This is a genomic window from Mesorhizobium sp. ISC15 (assembly GCF_037162615.1).
Taxonomy (GTDB): Bacteria; Pseudomonadota; Alphaproteobacteria; order Rhizobiales; family Rhizobiaceae; genus Mesorhizobium; species Mesorhizobium mediterraneum.
In genome coordinates, this window is the sequence record NZ_JAVSPX010000001.1 from 2,110,554 (window position 1) to 2,130,189 (window position 19,636).

Sequence of the window (19,636 nt, forward strand, 5' to 3'; positions counted from 1 at the left end):
GGGTCGTGAGCGGATGCATCTCGAACTGTGACACTACGCTTTTTAGAGCATTTACAGTTGCTTCGACGCCCAGAAGTCGAGGCGGCTGTCACGCAGATCACGGACAGATTTGAGCCGCTCTTTTTCCACGAAGCGGATCATTCCGGAAAGAATGCGGCCCGGCAACGAAGGCCCGGCGTAGATCATGCCGGTGTAGAGCTGGACGAGATCGGCGCCGGCGCAGACCTTTTCCAGTGCCGTCTCAGCGGTAGAGACGCCGCCGACGCCGATGATGGCGCGGTCCGGGCCAAGCAGTTCGCGCATCTTGGCCAACACGATAGTCGAGCGCTCGAACAACGGTTTTCCCGAAAGCCCGCCGGCCTCGCCGGCAAGGCCGGCGCTGCGCAGGCCAGTCCGCGCAATCGTGGTGTTGGAGACGATGACGCCGTCAATTCGCTTCTCGGTGACCTCGGCGGCGATATCCTCGAGCTCGGCCTCGACCAGGTCCGGCGCGATCTTGAGGAAGACGGGCGGCTGCGCGGCCGCTGCCGCCCGTGCGGCCATGACGCGCGACAAGAGCTCGCCGAGCTGCTGGCGCGCCTGCATGTTGCGCAGGCCGGGCGTGTTCGGCGAGGAGATGTTGACCGTCAGATAGGTCGCGTATGGCGCAAACCTGACAACGCCGCGTTCATAGTCACCGACGCGGTCGGCGCTATCCTTGTTGGCGCCGATATTGACGCCGACGATGCCGGCGCGGCCCTTGCGGGCCGCAAGCCGTTTCTCGGCGGCTTCGTGACCCTCATTGTTGAAGCCCAGCCGATTGATCACCGCTTCGTCCGATGTCAGCCGGAAAATGCGCGGCTTCGGGTTGCCGGCCTGCGGCAGCGGCGTGATCGTGCCGACCTCGGCAAAGCCAAAGCCGAGGCCAAGCAGCGCATCGGCAACCTCGGCGTTCTTGTCGTAGCCGGCAGCCATGCCGAGCGGATTGGGGAAATCGATGCCGCAGACGCTGACTTTCAGCCTGTCGTCGCGCACCGGTCGCCCGGCCACCGGCAGCCCGCATTTCAGCGCGGCGATCGACAGGCCGTGGGCGGCTTCCGGATCGAATGCGAACAGGAGCCTCTGGCCGAGCCGGTCGAGCACGCTCATTCGGCCTCCAGCGCCGGGAATTGGTGGAGGCCGTCGGTGCCCAGCGGCAATGGTTGCACCCAGGCGACGGCCTTCAGGTCGAGCGGGCCGTAAAGATGAGGGAACAGCGCACCGCCGCGCGAGACTTCGTATTTCAGCGCATCACCCAGTTTGGCTCCATCGATGGCGACCAGCAGCAGCCCGGTCTGGCCGGCGAAGTGTTTTGCAGCTGTTTCCCTGGCCTGCCCGGCGGTGGAAAAATGGATGAAGCCGTCGGCGACGTCGATCGGCGCACCGGTGAAGCGGCCATTTCTTTCGGCCTCGCGCCACAGCGGTTCGGGTACTATCTTGTAGATAATCTGAGACATGATTGCGCTATAGTCCGAACCAACCATGCGGGGAAGGGTGCGCCAGAGTTCTTCCCCATTTCCGGCGCAAACATGCGATAAATTGCGCTACTGGCCCATGGAGGACAATATGCGTCCGCAGCACGTCTTAATCCCCGCAGCGCTCGTCTCGCTCGTCGCGGCGTCGGCCTTTTCCGAGGAAGCGAACCGCTACCGGCTGGAAAAATCGGCCACCGGCTATGTCCGCATGGACACGCAGACCGGTGCGATGTCGATCTGCGAGGAGCGGGCCGGCCAGCTCGTCTGCAAGATGGCGGCCGATGAACGCGCCGCCTTCCAGGACGAGGTCGACCGGCTGCAAAATTCGGTGAAGGCGCTCGACGAGCGCGTCGTCAAGCTCGAGAACTCGCTGGCCGCCCGGTTTGAGTCGACGTTGCCCAGCGAAGAGGATTTCAACAAGACGATGAGCTACATGGAGCGCTTCCTGCGCGGCTTCATGGGTATCGTCAAGGACATGGAAAAGGACAGCGGCGAAGATGGCGCCAAACCCAATTCGCAAAAAACCTGAGCACCGGTCACCGGAAGAAACCCGGCGCATAGTCTTGCCGCTTGAAAATGGCAGATATCGCCGCATAATCGTCGACTGATCCCGTAAGAAGCAGACAATCATCAATGGGATTCGGGGAGGGCCATGTGCCGTCAGGCTACACTTTCGTCATTGCCGACGACCATCCGCTTTTTCGCGGCGCGCTGAGAGAGGCGCTTGCCGGCATCGGCAACGTCGCCGGCATTCACGAGGCCGGCGATTTCGAAAGCGCCAAGGCGCTGGTCGTGGCCAATGAGGAAGTCGATCTGGTGCTGCTCGACCTGTCGATGCCGGGCGCGAGCGGCCTTTCCGGTCTGATCTCGCTGCGCGGCATCCATCCGACGGTGCCGCTGGTGGTGGTATCGGCGCATGATGACCCAGTGACCATCCGGCGCGCGCTCGATCTCGGCGCTTCGGGTTTCATCTCCAAATCGGCCAGCATGGAGGAGATCCGCAGCGCTGTGCAGTCGGTGCTTGCCGGCGACATCGCTGCGCCCACCGGCATCGATCTCGGCGTCGAGCGCGATCCCGAGATCTCCGATCTGATCAAGCGGCTGCAAACGCTGACGCCGCAGCAGACGCGCGTGCTCGGCATGCTGGCCGAAGGGCTGCTCAACAAGCAGATCGCCTACGAACTCGGTGTCTCCGAAGCGACGATCAAGGCGCATGTCTCAGCCATTTTGCAGAAGCTTGGCGTCGACAGCCGCACCCAGGCGGTGATCCTGCTGTCCAAGATCGGCAGCGACCCGCTGCCGGCAGCCATCTGACCTCGGCACCCGGGGTCAACAAAATGTTGTGATGGTTACTCGGCCGCCGACGCCAGTGGCCTTACCCTGGCCATCATCGAGCGCAGCACCGCCGGTTTGAGCGGCTTGTTGATCACCGGCACGTCGAGCCTGGCGGCGGTGGCGCGCACCTCGCTCGATCGGTCGGCAGTGACCAGAACGGCCGGCATGTCCTGGCCGTGGATCGCGCGCAGTTTAGCGATCATTTCGAGACCGGTCTCGCCGTCGAGATGGTAGTCGGCAAGCACGATGTCGGGGCGATGCATGACGGATCTCCCGAGATCCTCAGAGCCGGAAAATGTGTCGACGCTGCAGCCCCAGCCTTCGAGCAGCAGCCGCATGCCGTCGAGGATGCGGGCGTCGTTGTCGATGCAGAGCACGCGGAGCCCGGCAAGCGAAGCCGCGGTGCGGACCGACGCTTTCGCCGCGATCTCGCGGCGTGGCTCCTGCGCTGCCGCGACCGGCAGGATGACGGAAAAGCGCGTGCCTTTGCCCGGGTTCGAAAAGATCCGGATTTCGAGGCGCAAGACGCGAGCGATGCGGTCGACGATGGAGAGGCCGAGGCCGAGGCCTTCGGCCTCGCGCGCACCCTCGTCGAGCCGGGTGAATTCGCGGAAGACCGTGTTCAGTTTGTCGCCGGCAATGCCGATGCCGGTATCGATCACCTGTATCTCGACCAGTTCGCCGCGCCGCCGCACCCCGACCAGGACGTGGCCGCGGCGCGTGTATTTGACGGCGTTGGATACGAGGTTCTGGATCAGGCGGCGTAGGAGATTGCGATCCGTCATCACGCTGAGCGACGACGGCACGATCGTCAGGCCGAGCTTCCTCTCGGCGGCAAGCGGCTGGAAGTCGTTGCCGATCTGTCGCAGCAGCTCGTCCAAGCTGAAGACGGTGTCGTCCGGTTTCATCGCGCCGGCATCGAGGCGCGAGATATCGAGCACCGCGCCGAGAATGGTCTCGACCGATTCCAGCGAGGATTCGATGTTGATCGCCGCCTTGCCGGCCCGCCCCTTGCCGGCCTTTTCGATCAGCGACGAGCAATAGAGGCGGGCGGCGTTCAGGGGCTGCAGGATGTCGTGGCCGGCGGCAGCAAGGAAGCGCGTCTTGCCGAGATTGGCCTCCTCGGCCAGCATCTGCGCCTGTGCCAGCTCCTCGTTGACGCGGGTCAGTTCGACGGTGCGGTCCTTGACGCGCTGTTCCAGCGATTCATTGGCGCGCTTGAGCGCCAGATCCTGCTCGACGCGTCCGGAGATGTCGGCATAGGTGGCGACGATGCCGCCGTCAGGCATCGGGTTGGAACGCAACTCCAGGATGCGGCCGCTGGTCTTCAGCTCCATCTGCCAGGGGCTGACGAAACTGGTGAGGCGGTTGAGCATCGCCACCCTCTGGTCGGCCGGAATGTCGCCGCGCTCGGCAAGGTGGCGCAGGATGCGATCGAGCGAGACGCCGACCTGGCCCATCTCGTCGGGCAGATCGAACAGCGCCCGATACTGGCGGTTCCAGCAGATCAGCCGAAAATCCCTGTCGAAGACGGTGATGCCCTGTTCCATCTGGTCGAGCGCGATCTGCAACAGGTCACGATTGTGCTGCAGCGCTTCGGTGGCGTCGTCGAGCAGGCGGAAGGCATCCTTGGATTCGCGGTCGTTGCGGCGTAGCAGCAGCGACAGGATCAGCCGCGCCGAGGAGGAGCCGACCGCACTCGCCAGAAGCTGCTCGGAGAAGCGGATGACGTCCATGCTGGCCTGCTCGTTGCCGTGCAACGAAACGCCACTGCTCTCTTCGAACGTCTGAAAGGACCGCTCGGTGCGTTCGACGCCAAGATAGCGCGCGATCGTGTCCTTGAGGTCATTGACGGTGACGGTGGTGCGGAAGCGGCGCAGGCTCGGCATCGGGCCCGCCTCGCGCGGCACGAAGATCGACGCCTGGATGCGTTCCAGCGGCACCGACGCGCGCGACAGCGAGCCGAGCACGAAGAACAGCGTGTTGATCGACAGGCTCCACAAGACGCCGTGGTTCAGCGGCTCGGCGACGGTGCCGAACAGCGCTTGCGGCCGCAACGCTTCGAAACCGAACAGGCCGTGCACGACGATGCCGGTATCGGACGCGACGAGCGACGGAAGCAGCAGCGTGTAGCCCCAGACGACGATGCCGGCGACCATGCCGAGTGCAGCACCCCTGCCGTTGGCGCCGCGCCAGATCAAACCGCCGATCAATGCCGGCGCGAACTGCGCGATCGCGGCGAAGGACATCAGGCCGATCGAGGAGAGCCGCGCGCTGTCGGTGCTCTCGCGATAGTAGAGGAAGGCGATGAACAGCATGATGAAGATCGCCGCCCGCCGCACGTTGAGGATGAGCGCCGACCAGTCCTCGTTCTCGGAAGTCGTGGTCCTGAGCAGGCGGCGCACGAACAGCGGAATGACGAGGTCGTTGGAGATCATGATCGACAGCGCGACGCTTTCGACAATCACCATTGCGGTCGCCGCGGACAGGCCGCCGATGAAGGCCGCCATCGCCAGCAAATCGTGGCCGCTGAGCAGCGGCAGCGACAAGACGTAGAGGTCGCTGCTGGTCCTGGTGCCGACCAGCGCCAGGCCGGCGAGCGCGATCGGCAGCACAAAAAGGTTGATCGCCACCAGATAGAGCGGAAACACCCATGTCGCGGTGCGCAGCTCGGCCTCGCTGCGGTTTTCGACGATGGTGACGTAGAACTGGCGCGGCAGCATGATGATGGCGAAGCCGCTCAAACATGTCAGCACCAGCCAGGTTGCGAGCGACGTCCTGTAGCCCATCGCTTGCTGAACTTGCGAATTCTCCGCGAGCTTGTCGACCATATCGCCTGGGCCGCCAAAGATCAGGAAGATCACCAGCAGGCCGATCGCCAGGAAAGCGGCCAGCTTGACCACGGTTTCGACCGCCACCGCCAGCACCAGCCCGTCCTGGTGCTCGGTGGCGTCGGCGTGGCGCGTGCCGAACAGCACTGCAAACAGCGCAAGCAGCATGGCAACGACCAGCGAGATGTCACTGACGAACGGATCGAAAGAGGGTGGCGAGCCGGTATAATGCTCGACCATCAGGCTGACCGAGCCGGAAATCGCCTTCAACTGCAGCGCCATATAGGGCACCGCGCCGATCGTCGCGATCAGCGTGGCGATCGCCGCAACGGTAAAGCTCTTGCCGTAGCGGGCACCGAGGAAGTCGGCGATCGAGGTGATCTTCTCGGTCTTGGCCAACCTGACGATGCGATGAAGCAGCGGAAAGCCGAACACGAACACCAGCACCGGTCCGGTATAGATGCCGAGGAATTCAAGGCCGCGCTCGGAGGAAAGGCCGACCGAACCGAAGAAGGTCCAGGAGGTGCAGTAGATCGCCAGGCTGAGCGCATAGATGAAGGGGCGGGCCTGGCCAGGCCCGGATGCCGCCGAGCGCCGGTCGCCGAGGCTGGCGATGACGAACAGCAACGTCACATAGGCTATCGCGATGATGACGATAAACCAGCCCTGCACGGCTTGATAATCCTCCCTTACCGGTTTTGCATCCGGCCTGCTGAGACGCAATCACAGCTTGGCGATCAAGTCCATCGCGGCTTTCGGCGCAGGATGGCTGCTTCGGGAAATTTGGCCGTGGAAACCAGTCTTTTGCCCATGCTGCAACCGCAGGTTTTTGCTATCTTGCCTGTGGGCCGGTGCCGAAAGGCGCGGGTAGGGCGGCAGCACGGCCCCGTCATGACAAGGAGGGTCGAATGCTGAAAGAATTCCAGGAGTTCATTTCCAAGGGCAATGTGATGGACCTGGCCGTCGGCGTCATCATCGGCGCCGCCTTCGGCAGAATCGTCGATTCCCTGGTCAACGACATCATCATGCCGGTCGTGGGCGCGATTTTGGGCGGACTGGACTTCAACAATTACTTCTTCGCCCTGTCCTCTGCCGTCAATGCCACGTCGCTGGCGGATGCCAAGAAACAGGGCGCCGTTTTCGCTTATGGCAGCTTTATCACCGTGGTGCTGAACTTCATCATCCTCGCCTTCATCATCTTCTTGATGGTCAAGGCGGTGAACAATCTGCGCAGGCGGCTAGAAGCTGAAAAGCCCGCCGTCCCTGCCGCGCCGCCGGCCGATGTTGCGCTCCTCACCGAAATTCGCGATCTCCTCGCCAGGAAATAGCGCAGGGGCAAGATCTCTGGACCAAAACCCCGGTCGTTTTCGGCCGGGGTTTTCTATTTTCGCCTGTCGCAAAACACGCTAGCAGTCCAGAAGACGAAAACGGATCTATCCATGACCCTGATCGAGAATTTGCGCGCCGAGGCCCGGGCTGCGCCGGAAAGCGGCATTGTCGCCGTCATGAACCGCGGCCGCGACCGCGACGGCATGATCCCGCTCTGGGCCGGCGAGGGCGACCTGCCGACGCCCACCTTCATCACAGATGCCGCTTCCCGGGCGCTTGCCGGCGGCGAGACCTTCTATACCTGGCAAAAAGGCATCCCCGAGCTGAGGCAGGCGCTCGCCCGCTATTACGTCAGGCATTTCGGCAAGAGTTTCGCCGAGGAAGAATTCATCGTCACCGGTTCGGGCATGCACGCTATCCAGCTGGCGCTCGACGCGGTCGCCGGCAATGGCGACGAGGTCGTCTATCTGTCGCCGGCCTGGCCCAACTTCGCCGCTGCCGCCAGCCTAGCGGGCGCCATCCCGGTCGCTGTCACGCTCGACCAGTCCGGCAATGGCTGGTCCTGCGACGTCGACAAGATCGAGGCGGCGATCACGCCAAGGACGAAGGCGCTGTTCGTCAACACACCGTCCAACCCGACCGGCTGGACCGCCGACAGGGAGACGCTGCAGGCGATCCTCGACCTTGCCCGCGAAAGGGGCCTGTGGATCATCGCCGACGAGATCTATTCGCTGTTCCACTACGGCGATAGTCGCGCGCCTTCCTTCATCGACATCATGGCCGACGAGGATCGCATCCTGTTCGTCAACAGTTTTTCCAAGAACTGGGCGATGACCGGCTGGCGCGTCGGCTGGATCAAGACCCATCCTTCGCTGCAGCAGGTGTTCGAAAATCTGGTCCAGTATTCGACCTCGGGCGTTGCCCAGTTCATGCAGCGCGGCGCGGTCGTCGCCCTCGACGAAGGTGACGCCTTCATCGTCGAGCAGGTGGAGCGGGCGAGGGCGGCGCGTGACCTGGTCTGCGGCATCCTGGCTGCGACCGGCAGGGCACGCTTCACCGTGCCGCAAGGCGCGTTCTATCTGTTCTTCGCGATCGACGGCATCACCGATTCACGCGCCGCCGCCTTCGACATCGTCGATCGCGCCAGTGTCGGCCTGGCGCCCGGAACCGCCTTCGGCCCCGGCGGCGAGGCCTTCCTCAGGCTGTGCTTCCACCGCCGCCTCGACCAGCTCGAGGAAGCCGCGCACCGGCTGGCGAAGTGGATGAAGACTGCTTGAGGTTTGTTGAGGTTCGCGCCAGGTCGGACAGCGCGAACCGTTGCACTCCTTGGCCAACGCAATGGCATGGATCCTAGGGTCTGCGCCGCGGCGCCTCGCTCCTTGCTACGCCCTAGGATGACGAAGGGTGTGTCGCTTTTCGCCAATCTCCGAAGTCGCGATTGCCGTCAGCCACAACGCTTCTCGGTATTCGCTGTGCCAGTCGCCGCTGGTCTCCAACCTTTTGCGATTAGCCGCTGGCCACCATGCCTTCGTCATCCTAGGGCGTAGCAGTCGCGAAGCGACGTCGCGTAGACCCTAGGATCCATGCCGCGACCACTGAGCGTCGCAACACTGAAGAATAAGGCGGCACCGATGGGCAGCTACCACAATGATGCCCACGGCGGCGGAGGTCACCCGCCGGACTTCGGCACCAGCAACGGAATGACGCGGTCGCTTTCCCTCACGGCCGGCCGGCCCGCCGAGCCATAGGGTATGCCCAAAGCATCCCAGGTCTCGACGAGAGCATCCTGAAGTTCCGCGATCAGATGATCCGAATGGAACGGCGTCGGAGTGATGCGCAGCCGTTCGGTGCCGCGCGGCACGGTCGGGTAGTTGATCGGCTGGATATAGATGCCGTGGACGCCGAGCAGGCGGTCGCTGGCCATCTTGCAGAGCTCGGGATCGCCGACGAGCAGCGGCACGATGTGGGTGGCGGAGTCCATCACCGGCAGGCCGGCGGCGGTAAGAACCTGCTTGGTCCGCGTCGCCTGACGCAGTTGCGCGTCGCGTTCGGCCTGCGAGCGCTTCAGATGGCGGATCGAAGTGGTCGCCGCGGCGGCGATGGCCGGCGGCAGCGCCGTGGTGAAGATGAAGCCCGGCGCGTAGGAGCGCACGGCATCGATCACGGCACTTGTGCCGGTGATATAGCCGCCGAGCGTGCCGAACGCCTTGGCCAGCGTGCCTTCGATGATGTCGATACGGTCGGCCAGCCCTTCACGCTCGGTGATGCCGCCGCCGCGCGGTCCATACATGCCAACGGCGTGGACCTCGTCGATATAGGTCATGGCATTGTAGCGCTCGGCAAGATCGACGATCTGCCTGATCGGCGCGATATCGCCGTCCATCGAATAGACGCTCTCGAAGACGATCAGCTTGGCGCGCTCGCGGCCCGCCGCCTGCAGCAGGCTTTCGAGATGGGCAACGTCATTGTGGCGGAAGATCTTCTTCTCGGCGCCCGAACGCCGCACGCCCTCGATCATCGAGGCGTGGTTTAGTTCGTCCGAGACGATCAGGCAGTTGGGCAGGAGCCGCGCAATAGTCGAGATCGAGGCTTCGTTGGAGACAAAGCCGGAGGTGAAGACGAGTGCGGCTTCCTTGTCGTGCAGGTCGGCCAGTTCCAGTTCAAGCTCGACCAGCGGGTTGCTGGTGCCGGAGATGTTGCGGGTGCCACCGGCGCCAGATCCCATCTTGCCGGCGGCATTCTGCATCGCCGCGATGACGTCTGGATGCTGGCCCATGCCGAGATAGTCGTTGGAGCACCAGACGGTGATTTCCTGGGCGCGGCCGTTGGCGCGCCAGATGGCGCGCGGGAATTTCCCCACGATGCGCTCGAGGTCGGCGAAGATGCGGTAGCGACGCTCTGCATGGAGCTGGTCGATCGCGTCTTCGAAGAAACGCTGATAGTTCATTTCGGCTTCCCAATTTTTGCGTGGGATCATAATCATTGCCCTATTCGGCGTCCACTTGGCCTTTTTGGTCAAAATGCCACGCCCCAAGCCTGTTCCTAACGGCCACGGATCATGGCCTATTCCCTTGATGTGGATCAATTTTGTTTCAGGACGATGCCATGCGCCGATGAGACTGGTTACCGCAGACACTAATGGTACTAATGGCCTAGTGGCAGCCTTTCCAGTAAGGGGGTGTTGAGACAGTTTCCGATAAATCTTGAGCAGCGAGGACGCGGATGACGGTTTTGGTGACAGGCGGCGCCGGCTATATCGGCAGCCACATGGTCTGGGAGCTGCTGGACGCGGGCGAAAGCGTCGTCGTCCTCGACCGGCTTTCGACCGGCTTCGAGTGGGCGGTGGCGCCCGAGGCAAAGCTCGTCGTCGGCGATGTCGCCGACAAGGATCTGGTCGGCGGGATCATTCGCGACAACAAGGTCGACGCGATCATCCATTTCGCCGGCTCCATCGTGGTTCCCGAATCGGTCGCCGACCCGCTCGGCTATTACGAGAACAACACCTGCAAGACCCGCACGCTGATCGAGACCGCGGTGCGCGAAGGCGTGCCCAATTTCATCTTTTCCTCGACCGCCGCCGTCTATGGCGGCGCCGGGCTGGAACCGGTGCGCGAGGATGCCCGACTTGCGCCGGAATCACCCTACGGCCTGTCCAAGCTGATGAGCGAATGGATGCTGCGTGACGCCGCAATCGCCCATGGCTTGCGCTATACGGCGTTGCGCTATTTCAACGTCGCCGGCGCCGATCCGAAGGGCCGCACCGGCCAGTCGACGCCGGGCGCCACGCATCTGATCAAGGTCGCCGCCGAGACGGCGCTCGGCAAGCGTTCCTTCATGCAGGTGTTCGGCACCGACTATCCGACACCGGACGGCACCTGCATGCGCGACTACATCCATGTCAGCGATCTGGCGGCAGCGCATCGGCTGGCGCTGGAACGGCTGCGCGCCGGCGGGGCAAGCCTCGTCGCCAATTGCGGCTACAGCCACGGCTATTCAGTGCTTGAAGTCATCGACAGCGTTCGCCGCGTCTTCGGCCACGATTTCGAGGTGCGGATGGGCGAGCGCCGTCCGGGTGACGCCGCGGCGGTGGTTGCCAATTCGGAGCTGGCGCGCCGCGAACTCGGCTGGACCCCGGAACGTGACGACCTCGATCTGATTGTCGCCGACGCGCTCGCCTGGGAGCGCATCCTGACCGGCAAGAATTCGGCGCGGAGCTGAGACCAAGTTCTTAGGCTCGAAAGCTCTACGCAGAAGCGCTATTGAAGGAGCTGCGCGGCGAGGCGTGGACGCATTTGGTCGCGTGTGACCTTTGGGAGGCGGCATGAGAATATTGGTGCTCGGAGCTGGCGTCGTCGGCACCGCGGCCGCCTACTATCTGGCGAGCGACGGCCACGAGGTGACGGTGATCGAGCGCCACCCAGCGGCGGCGCGCGGCACCAGCCAATCGAATGCCGGGCTAATGTCGCCAGGCGACGCCACCGCCTGGGCCTCGCCCGCCGCGCTGAAGACGTTCCTGCGCGCGCTTTACAACCATGATCTCGGCATCAAGGTGCGGCTGCGCTTCGATCCCTATTTCTTTGCCTGGAGTCTGCGCTTCCTGCGCCAGTGCACGCAAGCGCGCTTGCGCGCCAACACCGACATCAAGCTGCGCCTTGCGCTCTATTCGCGCGACTGCATCAACGCCATCTCGGCCGACACCGGCATTCACTATGACGAGCGCAAGAAGGGCATTCTCTATTTCTTCCGCTCGCAGCAGAGTTTTGATAGCGGCACCGACAATTACCGCTATCTCGCCCAACACGGTCTGCCGATCGAGATCGTCGGCCGCGATCGGCTGGTCGAGCTCGAGCCCGGCCTTGCCGGGGCCAAGGACAGAATAGCCGGCGGCGTCTATTCGCCGATCGACCAGACCGGCGATTCCAGCCAATTCACCCAAAACCTCGCTGCCTATGCCGCCGAGAAACTCGGCGTTCAATTTCTCTACGGCACGTCAGTCGAAGGCCTCGACATCGAAGGCGATCGGATACGTGCGGTGATGACCTCGACCGGCCCGGTCGCCGGCGACGCCGTGGTCATATCGATGGGACCGGAAAGCGGGCTGCTCGGTCGCCGTTACGGCATCGATCTGCCGGTCTATCCGGTCAAGGGTTACACCGCGACCGTGCCGCTGGAGGACGAGAGCAAGGGGCCGACCATGGGCGGCGCCGATGAGGATCAGCTCATTGGCTATTCGCGGCTGGGCAATCGGCTGCGGCTTGCTTCGACCGCCGAATTCACCGGCTTCGACCGCACCCACAAGCCGAGCGATTTCGCCGCCATGTTCAGGACCGGCAAGGAGCTTTTCCCGGGTGCCTTCGATGAGAAAAAGGCCGAGCTCTGGGCCGGCTTGCGACCGATGATGCCGAACTCGGTGCCGGTCATCGGCCGGGCGCGCTACAGCAACCTCTATCTCGATACCGGCCACGGCCATGTCGGCTGGACCATGGCCTGCGGCTCCGGAAAATTCCTCGCCGATCTGGTCGCCGGCCGTAACCCGGAGATCGACCCGCAAGGGCTGGTCTACAGGGGCTAAAATGTCGGGACCGCAAGTCGCCATCGACCTTGGCCGCATCGAGCGCAATGCGCGCACCATCGTCGACCGCTGCGCCCTGTCCGGCATCAAGGTCTTCGGCGTCACCAAGGGCACTTGCGGTATGCCGCAGGTAGCTCGCGCCATGCTGCGCGGCGGCGTCGCCGGCATCGCCGAATCGCGCTTCGAAAACATCCGCCGGCTGCGCGACAGCGGCATCAATGCGCCGATCATGCTGCTGCGCAGCCCGCCGATGGCGCGCATCGAGGAGGTGGTGCGCACCGTCGACATCAGCCTGCAGTCTGAACTCGCCACCATCCGCGAGCTATCGCGCATCGCCGAGCGCATGGGCCGCGTTCACGACATCTTGCTGATGATCGATCTCGGCGATCTCAGGGAAGGCATCTGGCCGAACGATCTCGTGCCCACTGTCGAGCAGATACTAGCGCTCAGGGGCGTGCGTATCGCCGGCATCGGCACCAATCTTGGCTGCTTCGGCGCCATCATGCCGACCGAGGAAAATCTCGGGCAACTCGTCGCCCACGCCTACAAGACCGAGCGGCTGTCCAGTACAAGGCTCGACTGGATTTCCGGCGGAGCGTCATCGTCGCTGAAGCTGCTGCTGGAAGGCAAGCTGCCCGCCGGCATCAACAATCTGCGCGTCGGCGAGGCGATATTGCAAGGCGGCGTCGAAACCTTCCGCGACACGCCGTGGGCCGAACTCGAACCCGATGCCTGCCGCCTGACCAGCGACATCATCGAGGTCAAGTTAAAGCCGTCGCGGCCGATCGGCCAATCCGGCTACGACGCTTTCGGCAACCAGCCAGTGTTTCCCGACGAGGGCGACAGGTTGCGTGCCATCGCCAATATCGGCCGCGAGGACGTGTTGATCGAAGGGCTCACCCCGATCGCCAAGGGTGTGCGGGTGCTCGGCGCCTCCAGTGACCATCTGCTGCTCGACGTGACCGACGCCGAGCCGCCACCCGCCGTCGGCGACCGTGTCGCCTTCCGTATGAGCTATGGCGCCATGCTGCTGGCGATGACCTCGGAATATGTCGAAAAGGCCCCGATGCACGACGTCGAGGATTTTTCCGGCCGCAAGATGGTGTCGATATCAGCCGAACCGGCTGCCGCCGGCATACTGGCCCGGGAAGCGACCGGCGCCCGGCTGGAGGCAATGAATTTCGATGTGGTCGAACTGGCCGATATCGAGCGGCCACCGTCCGGCCTGATCCGGCTCACCGCCGGCAGTGATCGGCGCGTCGCCCACAGAGCGCTGACGACGACCGCGCGGGCGACACACTCCTTCGGTTTGATCTGGATCGACTCCATCGCCGCCTTGATGCCCGAGGACGAGGACGGCATCGACCTGCCGGAAGGTTCGGTGCTGGCGCGGGCGCTCGGCCTCGATCACAAGCCCGGCGCGCTGCAGCCGCAGCTGTCGCCGGAAAATGTCGTCATAGTCGGTTTGCGCCATGCCGATCCGGCCGAGGCTCGGGTACTGAAGGATTCGCGCGTCTCTGCCTTCACCATGACGGATATCGACGCCATGGGCATGCGCGACCTGATGCACGAGGCGATCCGCATCGCCACCTCCGGCACGCAGGGCTTCCATGTCAGCTATTCGCCTGAGGTGACCGAATTCGCCGGTTGGGCGGCTGGCTCCGGCGGCATCACTGTGCGCGAAACGCATCAGGCGATGGAGGCGATCGCGCTGTCCGGCGGGCTGTTGTCGATGGATGTTTCCGGCCTGACCGCCGATTTGGAATCGCGGATTGCGACAGACACCGTCAACTTCGTCATGTCGGCTTTCGGCAAGCGGATTTTGTGATCAGCCTCGCGCCTCGACCGCCGCACGCCACGAGCGCGCATAGTTTGCCCAGGCTGGACCGGCTGGCGGTTCGATCCTTTCGCCTTTGCCTTGGACCGTTCTTTGGTCGGACGCCAGCAAGGCAGCGCCGATACTGGTGCCGGTCGCTGCCTCGGACGCAATGACGGCACGCGCCGTTGCTGCCGCCAGCATGCTGACAAAAAGCCGGTTGCTGGCGAATGGGCCTTCGACGATAGCAGGGCCGTCGGCGCCGATCAGATCGAGGCACGTCGCGGTCATCAGCGCCAGGTAGAAAGAGATGGCGGCAAAGCGCTGGCCGCTGTTGATGCCGTCGGCGTTGAGCCATGCGGCAGTGTGGTGCGGAAACGGCCCCGAACCCTGTTGCGTTGCCGGCAGCAGCAGAGCTGTCCTGGCGAACACCGCTTCAACATCCTCTTCGCTCCAGTCTTCCGGTTGGCCTTCGGTCAGCAGCGAAAACTCGCGGCCGCCCATGAAGCGCGCCGACGGCACCGGATCGCCGAGCGCGTTGACGTTGACCAATGTGTCACGCGCCGGGTCGAGCGTGACTTTGTTGCCGCCGACGGCCATCGACACCACCCAAGTGCCGGTCGAGACGACGGAGAAAGGCGGTCTATCCGACAGGAGATGCGGCAGCAGCGATGCGTTGGAATCGTGCAGGCCGCAAAACACCGGCGTTTGCGCGTCGAGCCCGGCTAGCTTGGCAAGCGCGGGCAGGATCGGGCCGAGCCAATCCTTCGCCGGCCGCACCGGCGCCATCAGCCGGCGCCATTCCATCCGGTCAACCAGCGATGAAAAATCCGCTTTCCACGGGCTCCACAGATCGGTGTGGCAGCCGAGCGAGGTCACCTCGTTGGCAGCGACACCGGTCAGGCGCAACGCCCAATATTGCGGATACATCAGCATCGCGGCGGTCTTGGCGAACTCCGCGGGGAAGCGCTTCTGCTGCCAGAAGAATTGCGCGCCGAGATTGAGGCCGACCGGCAGGCGCGGCGTGCCCGTCTCCGTGAAGGCGGGACGGACCGCGTCATAGTCCTCGGCGAGGGTGTCTGGTCCGGCGAATTCATAGTCGAGCACCGGCAGCGCCAGCTCACCGGCAGCGTCCACCAGCACGCCCGTCGCGCCATGGGTGGTGATCGATATCGCGTCGATGCGCTGTTCGCGATTAATCCCGGCGAGGCTGTCGAGGATGAACGACCACAGCAGCGCGACATCGTGGTGCGGGTAGGAGGGACCGTCAGTGACGGGCGCGTTCGCCATGCGGCGCAGCGCGACTTCGCGCATGTCGGCGAGATCGACCAGCGCCACCTTGGCGTTGGTCTTGCCGATGTCGATGACGGCGACGTGGCGGGTCATTCCATATGGAACATTGTTTCCAGCGGCACCGCCACCGGCTCGTTATCAGGCTTGGTCTCCATGATGTCGGCCATCTCGGCCCACCAGCGTTGCATCACCGGGTGCTTCGGCAATTCGTCCATGCCGTGGGCGTCGAGCCGCCACAGCACGCCGAATAAGGTGTTGGTCTCTTCGTCGAGATGGATCGAGTAGTCGGAAACGCCGGCCTGTTTGAGCAGGGCGACCAGCGACGGCCAGATGTCGTCGTGGCGCCTTTTGTATTCGGCCTTCATGCCGGGATTGAGCTTCATCTTGAACGCGTATTTCTCGGGCATCAGGTGAAGCGCTCCCGCCGCACGCGCCGCCAGACGATCGGCAGCGCGATGACGATGATCAGCAGCAGCCCGATGAAGATCGACATGACGATGCCGGGCACGTTGAGCAGGCCGAGGCCGAAGGTGACCAGCCCCATGATGAAGGCGGCCAGCACCACGCCCACTATACTGCCGGCGCCGCCCAGGATGCTGACGCCGCCGAGCACCACCATGGTGATGACCTCCAGTTCGTAGCCTTGCGCGATCGACGGCCGGGTCGAGCCGAGGCGCGAGGTGATCAGCACCGAGGCGATGCCCGCCATCAGGCCGGTCAGGCAAAACAGGATGAATTTGATGCGGCCGACGCGCACGCCGGAAAACTGCGCCGCAACCGGGTTGTTGCCGATGGCGAAGACGCGGCGGCCGAAGCTCGTCCGGTGCAGCAGGAACCAGTAGATGACGGCCGCGACGAGGAAGAGCGTCAGTTCGAACGACACCACCCACCAGACATAGCCCTGGCCGAAAAAGGCGAAGCTCGAGGGATAGCCCTTGTAGGCCTGGTCGCCGAGGACGATGAAGGCGACGCCGCGAAACAGGCTCATCGTGCCGATGGTGACGACGATCGACGGCAAACCCAGCCTTGTGACGAGCAGCCCGTTGAAGGCGCCGCAGCCGAGCCCGACCAGGATGCCGATCGCCACCAGCACCGGCGTGCCGGCGCCGGCCTGCACCGCCATGCCCATCATCGTCGAAGCCAGCGCAATGATGGCGGCGACCGACAGGTCGATCTCGCCGGAAATGATCAGCAGCGCCATGGCAAGCGCGATCAGCGCCTTTTCGGTGAAGTTGAAGGTCAGGTCCGACAGCGACCACGCGTCGAGAAAATAGGGCGAGGCGAAGCTGTTAACGGCGAAGATGGCGACCGCCACCGCGACCAGCAGTGCCTCCCATGAGAAGATCGCCGAAGTGAATGGCTTGTCGAGCCGGTCGGGAATGTGGCGTGGGGCTGGGGTGTCGGTCATGCCGCTTCCGCCTTTTTGAGGATGATGCGGCCTTGCCGGCGTTCGCCGCGCGCGTTGAGCACCACGGCCAGGATGATGGCGCTGCCCGAAATCGCCATCTGCCAGAACGGCGAGATGTTGATAACCGGCAGTGCGTTGGAGATGATGCCGAGGAACAGCGCACCGAGAACCGCGCCGCCGACCGAGCCGATGCCGCCGGCGATCGAGATGCCGCCGATGACGCAGGCTGCGATGATGTTGAGCTCGTAGCCGTTGGCGACCTCGACCGAGGCGATTACGTAGCGCGAGATCCAGAGATAACCGCAGAGACCGGCGGCCATCCCCGAAATGCAGAAGACGACGAACTTGGTCCGGCCGACATCGATGCCGGCATAGACCGATGCCGTCGGGTTGACGCCGATGGCGTAGATCGAGCGGCCGAGCGCGGTGCGCGTCATCAAGAGAAAGAACAGGGCAATGACCAGTATGGCGATCCACGACAGGACGGGAATGCCGAGGAAGGCCGCGCGCTGCAGGCCGATGAAATCAGGGCTCATCTGATCGGCATTGACCCAGGCGCCGCCTGAAATGACGAAGGTGGCCCCGCGATAGATGGTGAGCGTCCCGAGTGTCACCACGATCGAGGGAATGTTCAGCCGCCATACCAGCAGGCCATTGATGGCGCCCAGCACCAGGCCGACCAGCAGTGCGATGACGATCAGCAGCGGGATCGGGATTGCGGGATGCGCGGCGTTCAGCATCGCCACCACCATGCCGGTGAAGCAGAGATTGGATGCCATAGACAGGTCGATCGAGCGGGTCAGGATCACCACCATCTGACCCAGCGCCAGGATCATCAGGATCGAAGTGTCGTTGAACACCTGGCGCAGATTGGCCGGGTTGGCAAAGCCCGGAAAGCGCATCGAGATCAGCCCGATCAGCACGACGATTGCCGCGAGCAGCCAGACTTCGCGATATTTGAGAAGAGCCTTCATGCCGCGATCCCCGCTGCCGTCTTGACCAGCGTTTCCGCGTCGAGCCCTTTATTCTCGTAGACCGAGGCGATACGGCCCTCGCGCATGACGACGACCCGGTCGGACATGCCGAGGATTTCGGGCAGTTCGGACGAGACCATGATCACCGACAGGCCTTGCGCGACGAGCTCGGCCATGAAGCCGTGCACGGCGGCCTTGGAACCGATGTCGATGCCTTTGGTCGGCTCGTCGAGGATGATCACCTTGGGTGCGGTCGCCAGCCATTTGGCGATGACGATCTTCTGTTGGTTGCCGCCGGACAAAGTGCCGACATCCTGGCTGAGCGAAGAGGCGCGCAGGTCGAGCCGCTCGGTATAGGAACGAGCCAGCGCGAACTCCTCCGCCAGCCGCAACACGCCCGATTTGGACGTGCGCTTGAGCGAGGGCAGCGAGATATTCTGGAAGATCGGCAGGCCGATCACCACGCCTTGCTTGCCGCGTTCTTCCGGCACATAGACGATGCCAGCGTCGATCGAATCCGCCGCCGATTTCGGCGCGATCGCCTTGCCTTCCAGCGCGATCGTGCCGCCGCTGGTGCGGGTGATGCCTGATATCGCCTGCATCACTTCGCTGCGGCCGGCGCCGACAAGGCCGTAGAAGCCGAGGATTTCGCCTCTATGCAGCTCGAAGCCGATGTCGTCGAACTCGGTCGGATGCGACAGGCCGGAGACAGTGAGCACCTGCGCACCGATCTCGGCCGTGCGTTGGGGAAAGATATGATCGACGGCGCGGCCGACCATCATGCGCACGATCTGGCTCTGGCCGGCATCCCTGATCAGGCCTTCGCCGACCATCTCGCCATCGCGGAACACCGTATAGCGGTCGGCAATACGGTAGATCTCGTCGAACTTGTGGCTGATGAACAGGATCGCCTTGCCTTCGCTCTTCAGGAACTCGACCAGCAAGAAGAGCTCCTCGATCTCCTTCAGCGAAAGCGCTGCGGTCGGCTCGTCCATGATGACGATCTGCGCGTCGATCGACATGGCGCGGGCGACTGCGACGAGATGCTTGTTGGCGATGCCGAGATCCTTCAGCCGCGCGTCGGCGTCGATGTGCCCGGCACGCATCGTGTCCAGCACCTCGCGAGCGTTCTTGCGCATGGTGCGCCAGTCGATGGTGCCGAAGCGGGTGCGCGGCGCATGGCCGAGAAAGATGTTCTCGGCCACCGTCAGGTCGTCGAACAGCACGGTTTCCTGATGGATGGCGGTGATGCCGTGCCCGAAGGCGGCATGGGCGCTGGGCAGGGTGACGGCCTGGGCGTCGATACTGATGGTGCCTGCGTCGGGCTGGTAGATGCCGGTCATGATCTTGACCAGCGTCGACTTGCCGGCGCCGTTCTCGCCGATCAGCGCGGTGACTTGGCCGGGGTAGAGCGACAGGCTGACATCGTGCAGCGCCCGCACGCCGGGAAAACTCTTCGAGATGCCGGACAGGGTCAGGCGCGGAGCCGGAGCCAAAGGCTGCTCGGTCGTCGGGTTGAGTTGGGCTGTCGTGTCCATAGTCGTATCAAGCCCTGAAGCAAGGTTCGTTTGAAGGCGCGGCGGGA

The 19,636-nt window shown here is 63.8% G+C and carries 16 protein-coding genes; 7 read left to right on the top strand and 9 right to left on the bottom strand.

What is annotated here, in order from left to right; genetic code table 11:
• Nucleotides 1-51: 51 nt before the first annotated feature.
• Both RPG13_RS10300 and RPG13_RS10305 read right to left on the bottom strand, forming a co-directional pair.
• Nucleotides 52-1,128 (bottom strand): quinone-dependent dihydroorotate dehydrogenase, encoded by a 1,077-nt coding sequence (locus tag RPG13_RS10300; RefSeq protein ID WP_337124979.1) that lies wholly within the window; start codon nucleotides 1,126-1,128, stop codon nucleotides 52-54.
• The gene (locus RPG13_RS10305; protein WP_164547042.1) at nucleotides 1,125-1,475 is read right to left on the bottom strand and encodes a DUF952 domain-containing protein; all 351 of its coding nucleotides are present in this window, start codon (nucleotides 1,473-1,475) and stop codon (nucleotides 1,125-1,127) included. Before RPG13_RS10305 ends, RPG13_RS10300 begins: the two co-directional genes overlap by 4 nt.
• 109 nt (nucleotides 1,476-1,584) lie before the next feature.
• Here RPG13_RS10305 and RPG13_RS10310 point away from each other — a divergent pair, with 109 nt between their 5' ends.
• Nucleotides 1,585-2,022: a hypothetical protein gene (locus tag RPG13_RS10310; protein WP_126103692.1), complete on the top strand. Its 438-nt coding sequence runs from the start codon at nucleotides 1,585-1,587 to the stop codon at nucleotides 2,020-2,022.
• A 125-nt stretch (nucleotides 2,023-2,147) separates the two neighbouring features.
• A complete protein-coding gene (locus RPG13_RS10315; RefSeq protein ID WP_095488092.1) occupies nucleotides 2,148-2,807 on the top strand; it encodes a response regulator transcription factor in 660 nt (219 codons plus the stop codon).
• Between the two features lie 35 nt (nucleotides 2,808-2,842).
• Here the strand turns inward: RPG13_RS10315 and RPG13_RS10320 are convergent, their stop codons facing one another.
• The gene (locus RPG13_RS10320) at nucleotides 2,843-6,331 is read right to left on the bottom strand and encodes a PAS domain-containing hybrid sensor histidine kinase/response regulator (protein WP_337124980.1); all 3,489 of its coding nucleotides are present in this window, start codon (nucleotides 6,329-6,331) and stop codon (nucleotides 2,843-2,845) included.
• A gap of 236 nt (nucleotides 6,332-6,567) precedes the next feature.
• Between RPG13_RS10320 and mscL the strand changes: the two genes are divergently transcribed.
• A complete protein-coding gene (mscL, locus tag RPG13_RS10325; protein WP_337124981.1) occupies nucleotides 6,568-6,987 on the top strand; it encodes a large conductance mechanosensitive channel protein MscL in 420 nt (139 codons plus the stop codon).
• 111 nt (nucleotides 6,988-7,098) lie between these two features.
• Nucleotides 7,099-8,265 carry a pyridoxal phosphate-dependent aminotransferase gene (locus RPG13_RS10330; RefSeq protein WP_337124982.1) on the top strand — a complete coding sequence of 389 codons (1,167 nt, stop codon included), beginning with the start codon at nucleotides 7,099-7,101 and terminating at the stop codon, nucleotides 8,263-8,265.
• 392 nt (nucleotides 8,266-8,657) lie between these two features.
• Here RPG13_RS10330 and hemA read toward each other — a convergent pair whose 3' ends face one another.
• A complete protein-coding gene (gene hemA, locus RPG13_RS10335) occupies nucleotides 8,658-9,935 on the bottom strand; it encodes a 5-aminolevulinate synthase (RefSeq protein WP_095488094.1) in 1,278 nt (425 codons plus the stop codon).
• Nucleotides 9,936-10,210: 275 nt separating this feature from the next.
• On the opposite strand from hemA, the gene galE reads away from it, so the two are divergent.
• The 3 genes from galE to RPG13_RS10350 all read left to right on the top strand — a co-directional run bounded on the left by galE (nucleotide 10,211) and on the right by RPG13_RS10350 (nucleotide 14,388).
• A complete protein-coding gene (gene galE, locus RPG13_RS10340) occupies nucleotides 10,211-11,206 on the top strand; it encodes a UDP-glucose 4-epimerase GalE (RefSeq protein WP_337124983.1) in 996 nt (331 codons plus the stop codon).
• 103 nt (nucleotides 11,207-11,309) lie between these two features.
• Entirely contained in the window at nucleotides 11,310-12,560 is a 1,251-nt protein-coding gene (locus RPG13_RS10345; protein ID WP_292706555.1) for a D-amino acid dehydrogenase, read from the top strand.
• 1 nt (nucleotide 12,561) lies between these two features.
• Nucleotides 12,562-14,388 (top strand): alanine racemase, encoded by a 1,827-nt coding sequence (locus tag RPG13_RS10350; protein ID WP_337124984.1) that lies wholly within the window; start codon nucleotides 12,562-12,564, stop codon nucleotides 14,386-14,388.
• Here RPG13_RS10350 and RPG13_RS10355 read toward each other — a convergent pair whose 3' ends face one another.
• The 5 genes from RPG13_RS10355 to RPG13_RS10375 are packed head-to-tail and all read right to left on the bottom strand — an operon-like array spanning nucleotide 14,389 to nucleotide 19,589.
• Nucleotides 14,389-15,762: an FGGY-family carbohydrate kinase gene (locus RPG13_RS10355; protein WP_337124985.1), complete on the bottom strand. Its 1,374-nt coding sequence runs from the start codon at nucleotides 15,760-15,762 to the stop codon at nucleotides 14,389-14,391.
• A complete protein-coding gene (rhaM, locus tag RPG13_RS10360) occupies nucleotides 15,759-16,076 on the bottom strand; it encodes an L-rhamnose mutarotase (RefSeq protein WP_127290361.1) in 318 nt (105 codons plus the stop codon). Before rhaM ends, RPG13_RS10355 begins: the two co-directional genes overlap by 4 nt.
• Complete coding sequence (locus RPG13_RS10365; protein WP_127290363.1) at nucleotides 16,076-17,077, bottom strand: ABC transporter permease; 1,002 nt, start codon at nucleotides 17,075-17,077, stop codon at nucleotides 16,076-16,078. The genes rhaM and RPG13_RS10365 overlap by 1 nt, the downstream gene beginning before the upstream one ends.
• Nucleotides 17,074-18,051, bottom strand: a complete 978-nt coding sequence (locus tag RPG13_RS10370) for an ABC transporter permease (RefSeq protein ID WP_127290365.1) — start codon at nucleotides 18,049-18,051, stop codon at nucleotides 17,074-17,076. Before RPG13_RS10370 ends, RPG13_RS10365 begins: the two co-directional genes overlap by 4 nt.
• Nucleotides 18,048-19,589 carry a sugar ABC transporter ATP-binding protein gene (locus tag RPG13_RS10375; protein WP_127290367.1) on the bottom strand — a complete coding sequence of 514 codons (1,542 nt, stop codon included), beginning with the start codon at nucleotides 19,587-19,589 and terminating at the stop codon, nucleotides 18,048-18,050. Before RPG13_RS10375 ends, RPG13_RS10370 begins: the two co-directional genes overlap by 4 nt.
• Nucleotides 19,590-19,636: the final 47 nt, after the last annotated feature.

Coding starts and splice junctions, on each gene's coding strand:
- RPG13_RS10300 (WP_337124979.1), bottom strand. CDS start 1,128: ATGAGCGTGCTCGACCGGCTCGGCCAGAGGCTCCTGTTCGCATTCGAT.
- RPG13_RS10305 (WP_164547042.1), bottom strand. CDS start 1,475: ATGTCTCAGATTATCTACAAGATAGTACCCGAACCGCTGTGGCGCGAG.
- RPG13_RS10310 (WP_126103692.1), top strand. CDS start 1,585: ATGCGTCCGCAGCACGTCTTAATCCCCGCAGCGCTCGTCTCGCTCGTC.
- mscL (WP_337124981.1), top strand. CDS start 6,568: ATGCTGAAAGAATTCCAGGAGTTCATTTCCAAGGGCAATGTGATGGAC.
- RPG13_RS10330 (WP_337124982.1), top strand. CDS start 7,099: ATGACCCTGATCGAGAATTTGCGCGCCGAGGCCCGGGCTGCGCCGGAA.
- hemA (WP_095488094.1), bottom strand. CDS start 9,935: ATGAACTATCAGCGTTTCTTCGAAGACGCGATCGACCAGCTCCATGCA.
- galE (WP_337124983.1), top strand. CDS start 10,211: ATGACGGTTTTGGTGACAGGCGGCGCCGGCTATATCGGCAGCCACATG.
- RPG13_RS10345 (WP_292706555.1), top strand. CDS start 11,310: ATGAGAATATTGGTGCTCGGAGCTGGCGTCGTCGGCACCGCGGCCGCC.
- RPG13_RS10350 (WP_337124984.1), top strand. CDS start 12,562: ATGTCGGGACCGCAAGTCGCCATCGACCTTGGCCGCATCGAGCGCAAT.
- RPG13_RS10355 (WP_337124985.1), bottom strand. CDS start 15,762: ATGACCCGCCACGTCGCCGTCATCGACATCGGCAAGACCAACGCCAAG.
- rhaM (WP_127290361.1), bottom strand. CDS start 16,076: ATGCCCGAGAAATACGCGTTCAAGATGAAGCTCAATCCCGGCATGAAG.
- RPG13_RS10365 (WP_127290363.1), bottom strand. CDS start 17,077: ATGACCGACACCCCAGCCCCACGCCACATTCCCGACCGGCTCGACAAG.
- RPG13_RS10370 (WP_127290365.1), bottom strand. CDS start 18,051: ATGAAGGCTCTTCTCAAATATCGCGAAGTCTGGCTGCTCGCGGCAATC.
- RPG13_RS10375 (WP_127290367.1), bottom strand. CDS start 19,589: ATGGACACGACAGCCCAACTCAACCCGACGACCGAGCAGCCTTTGGCT.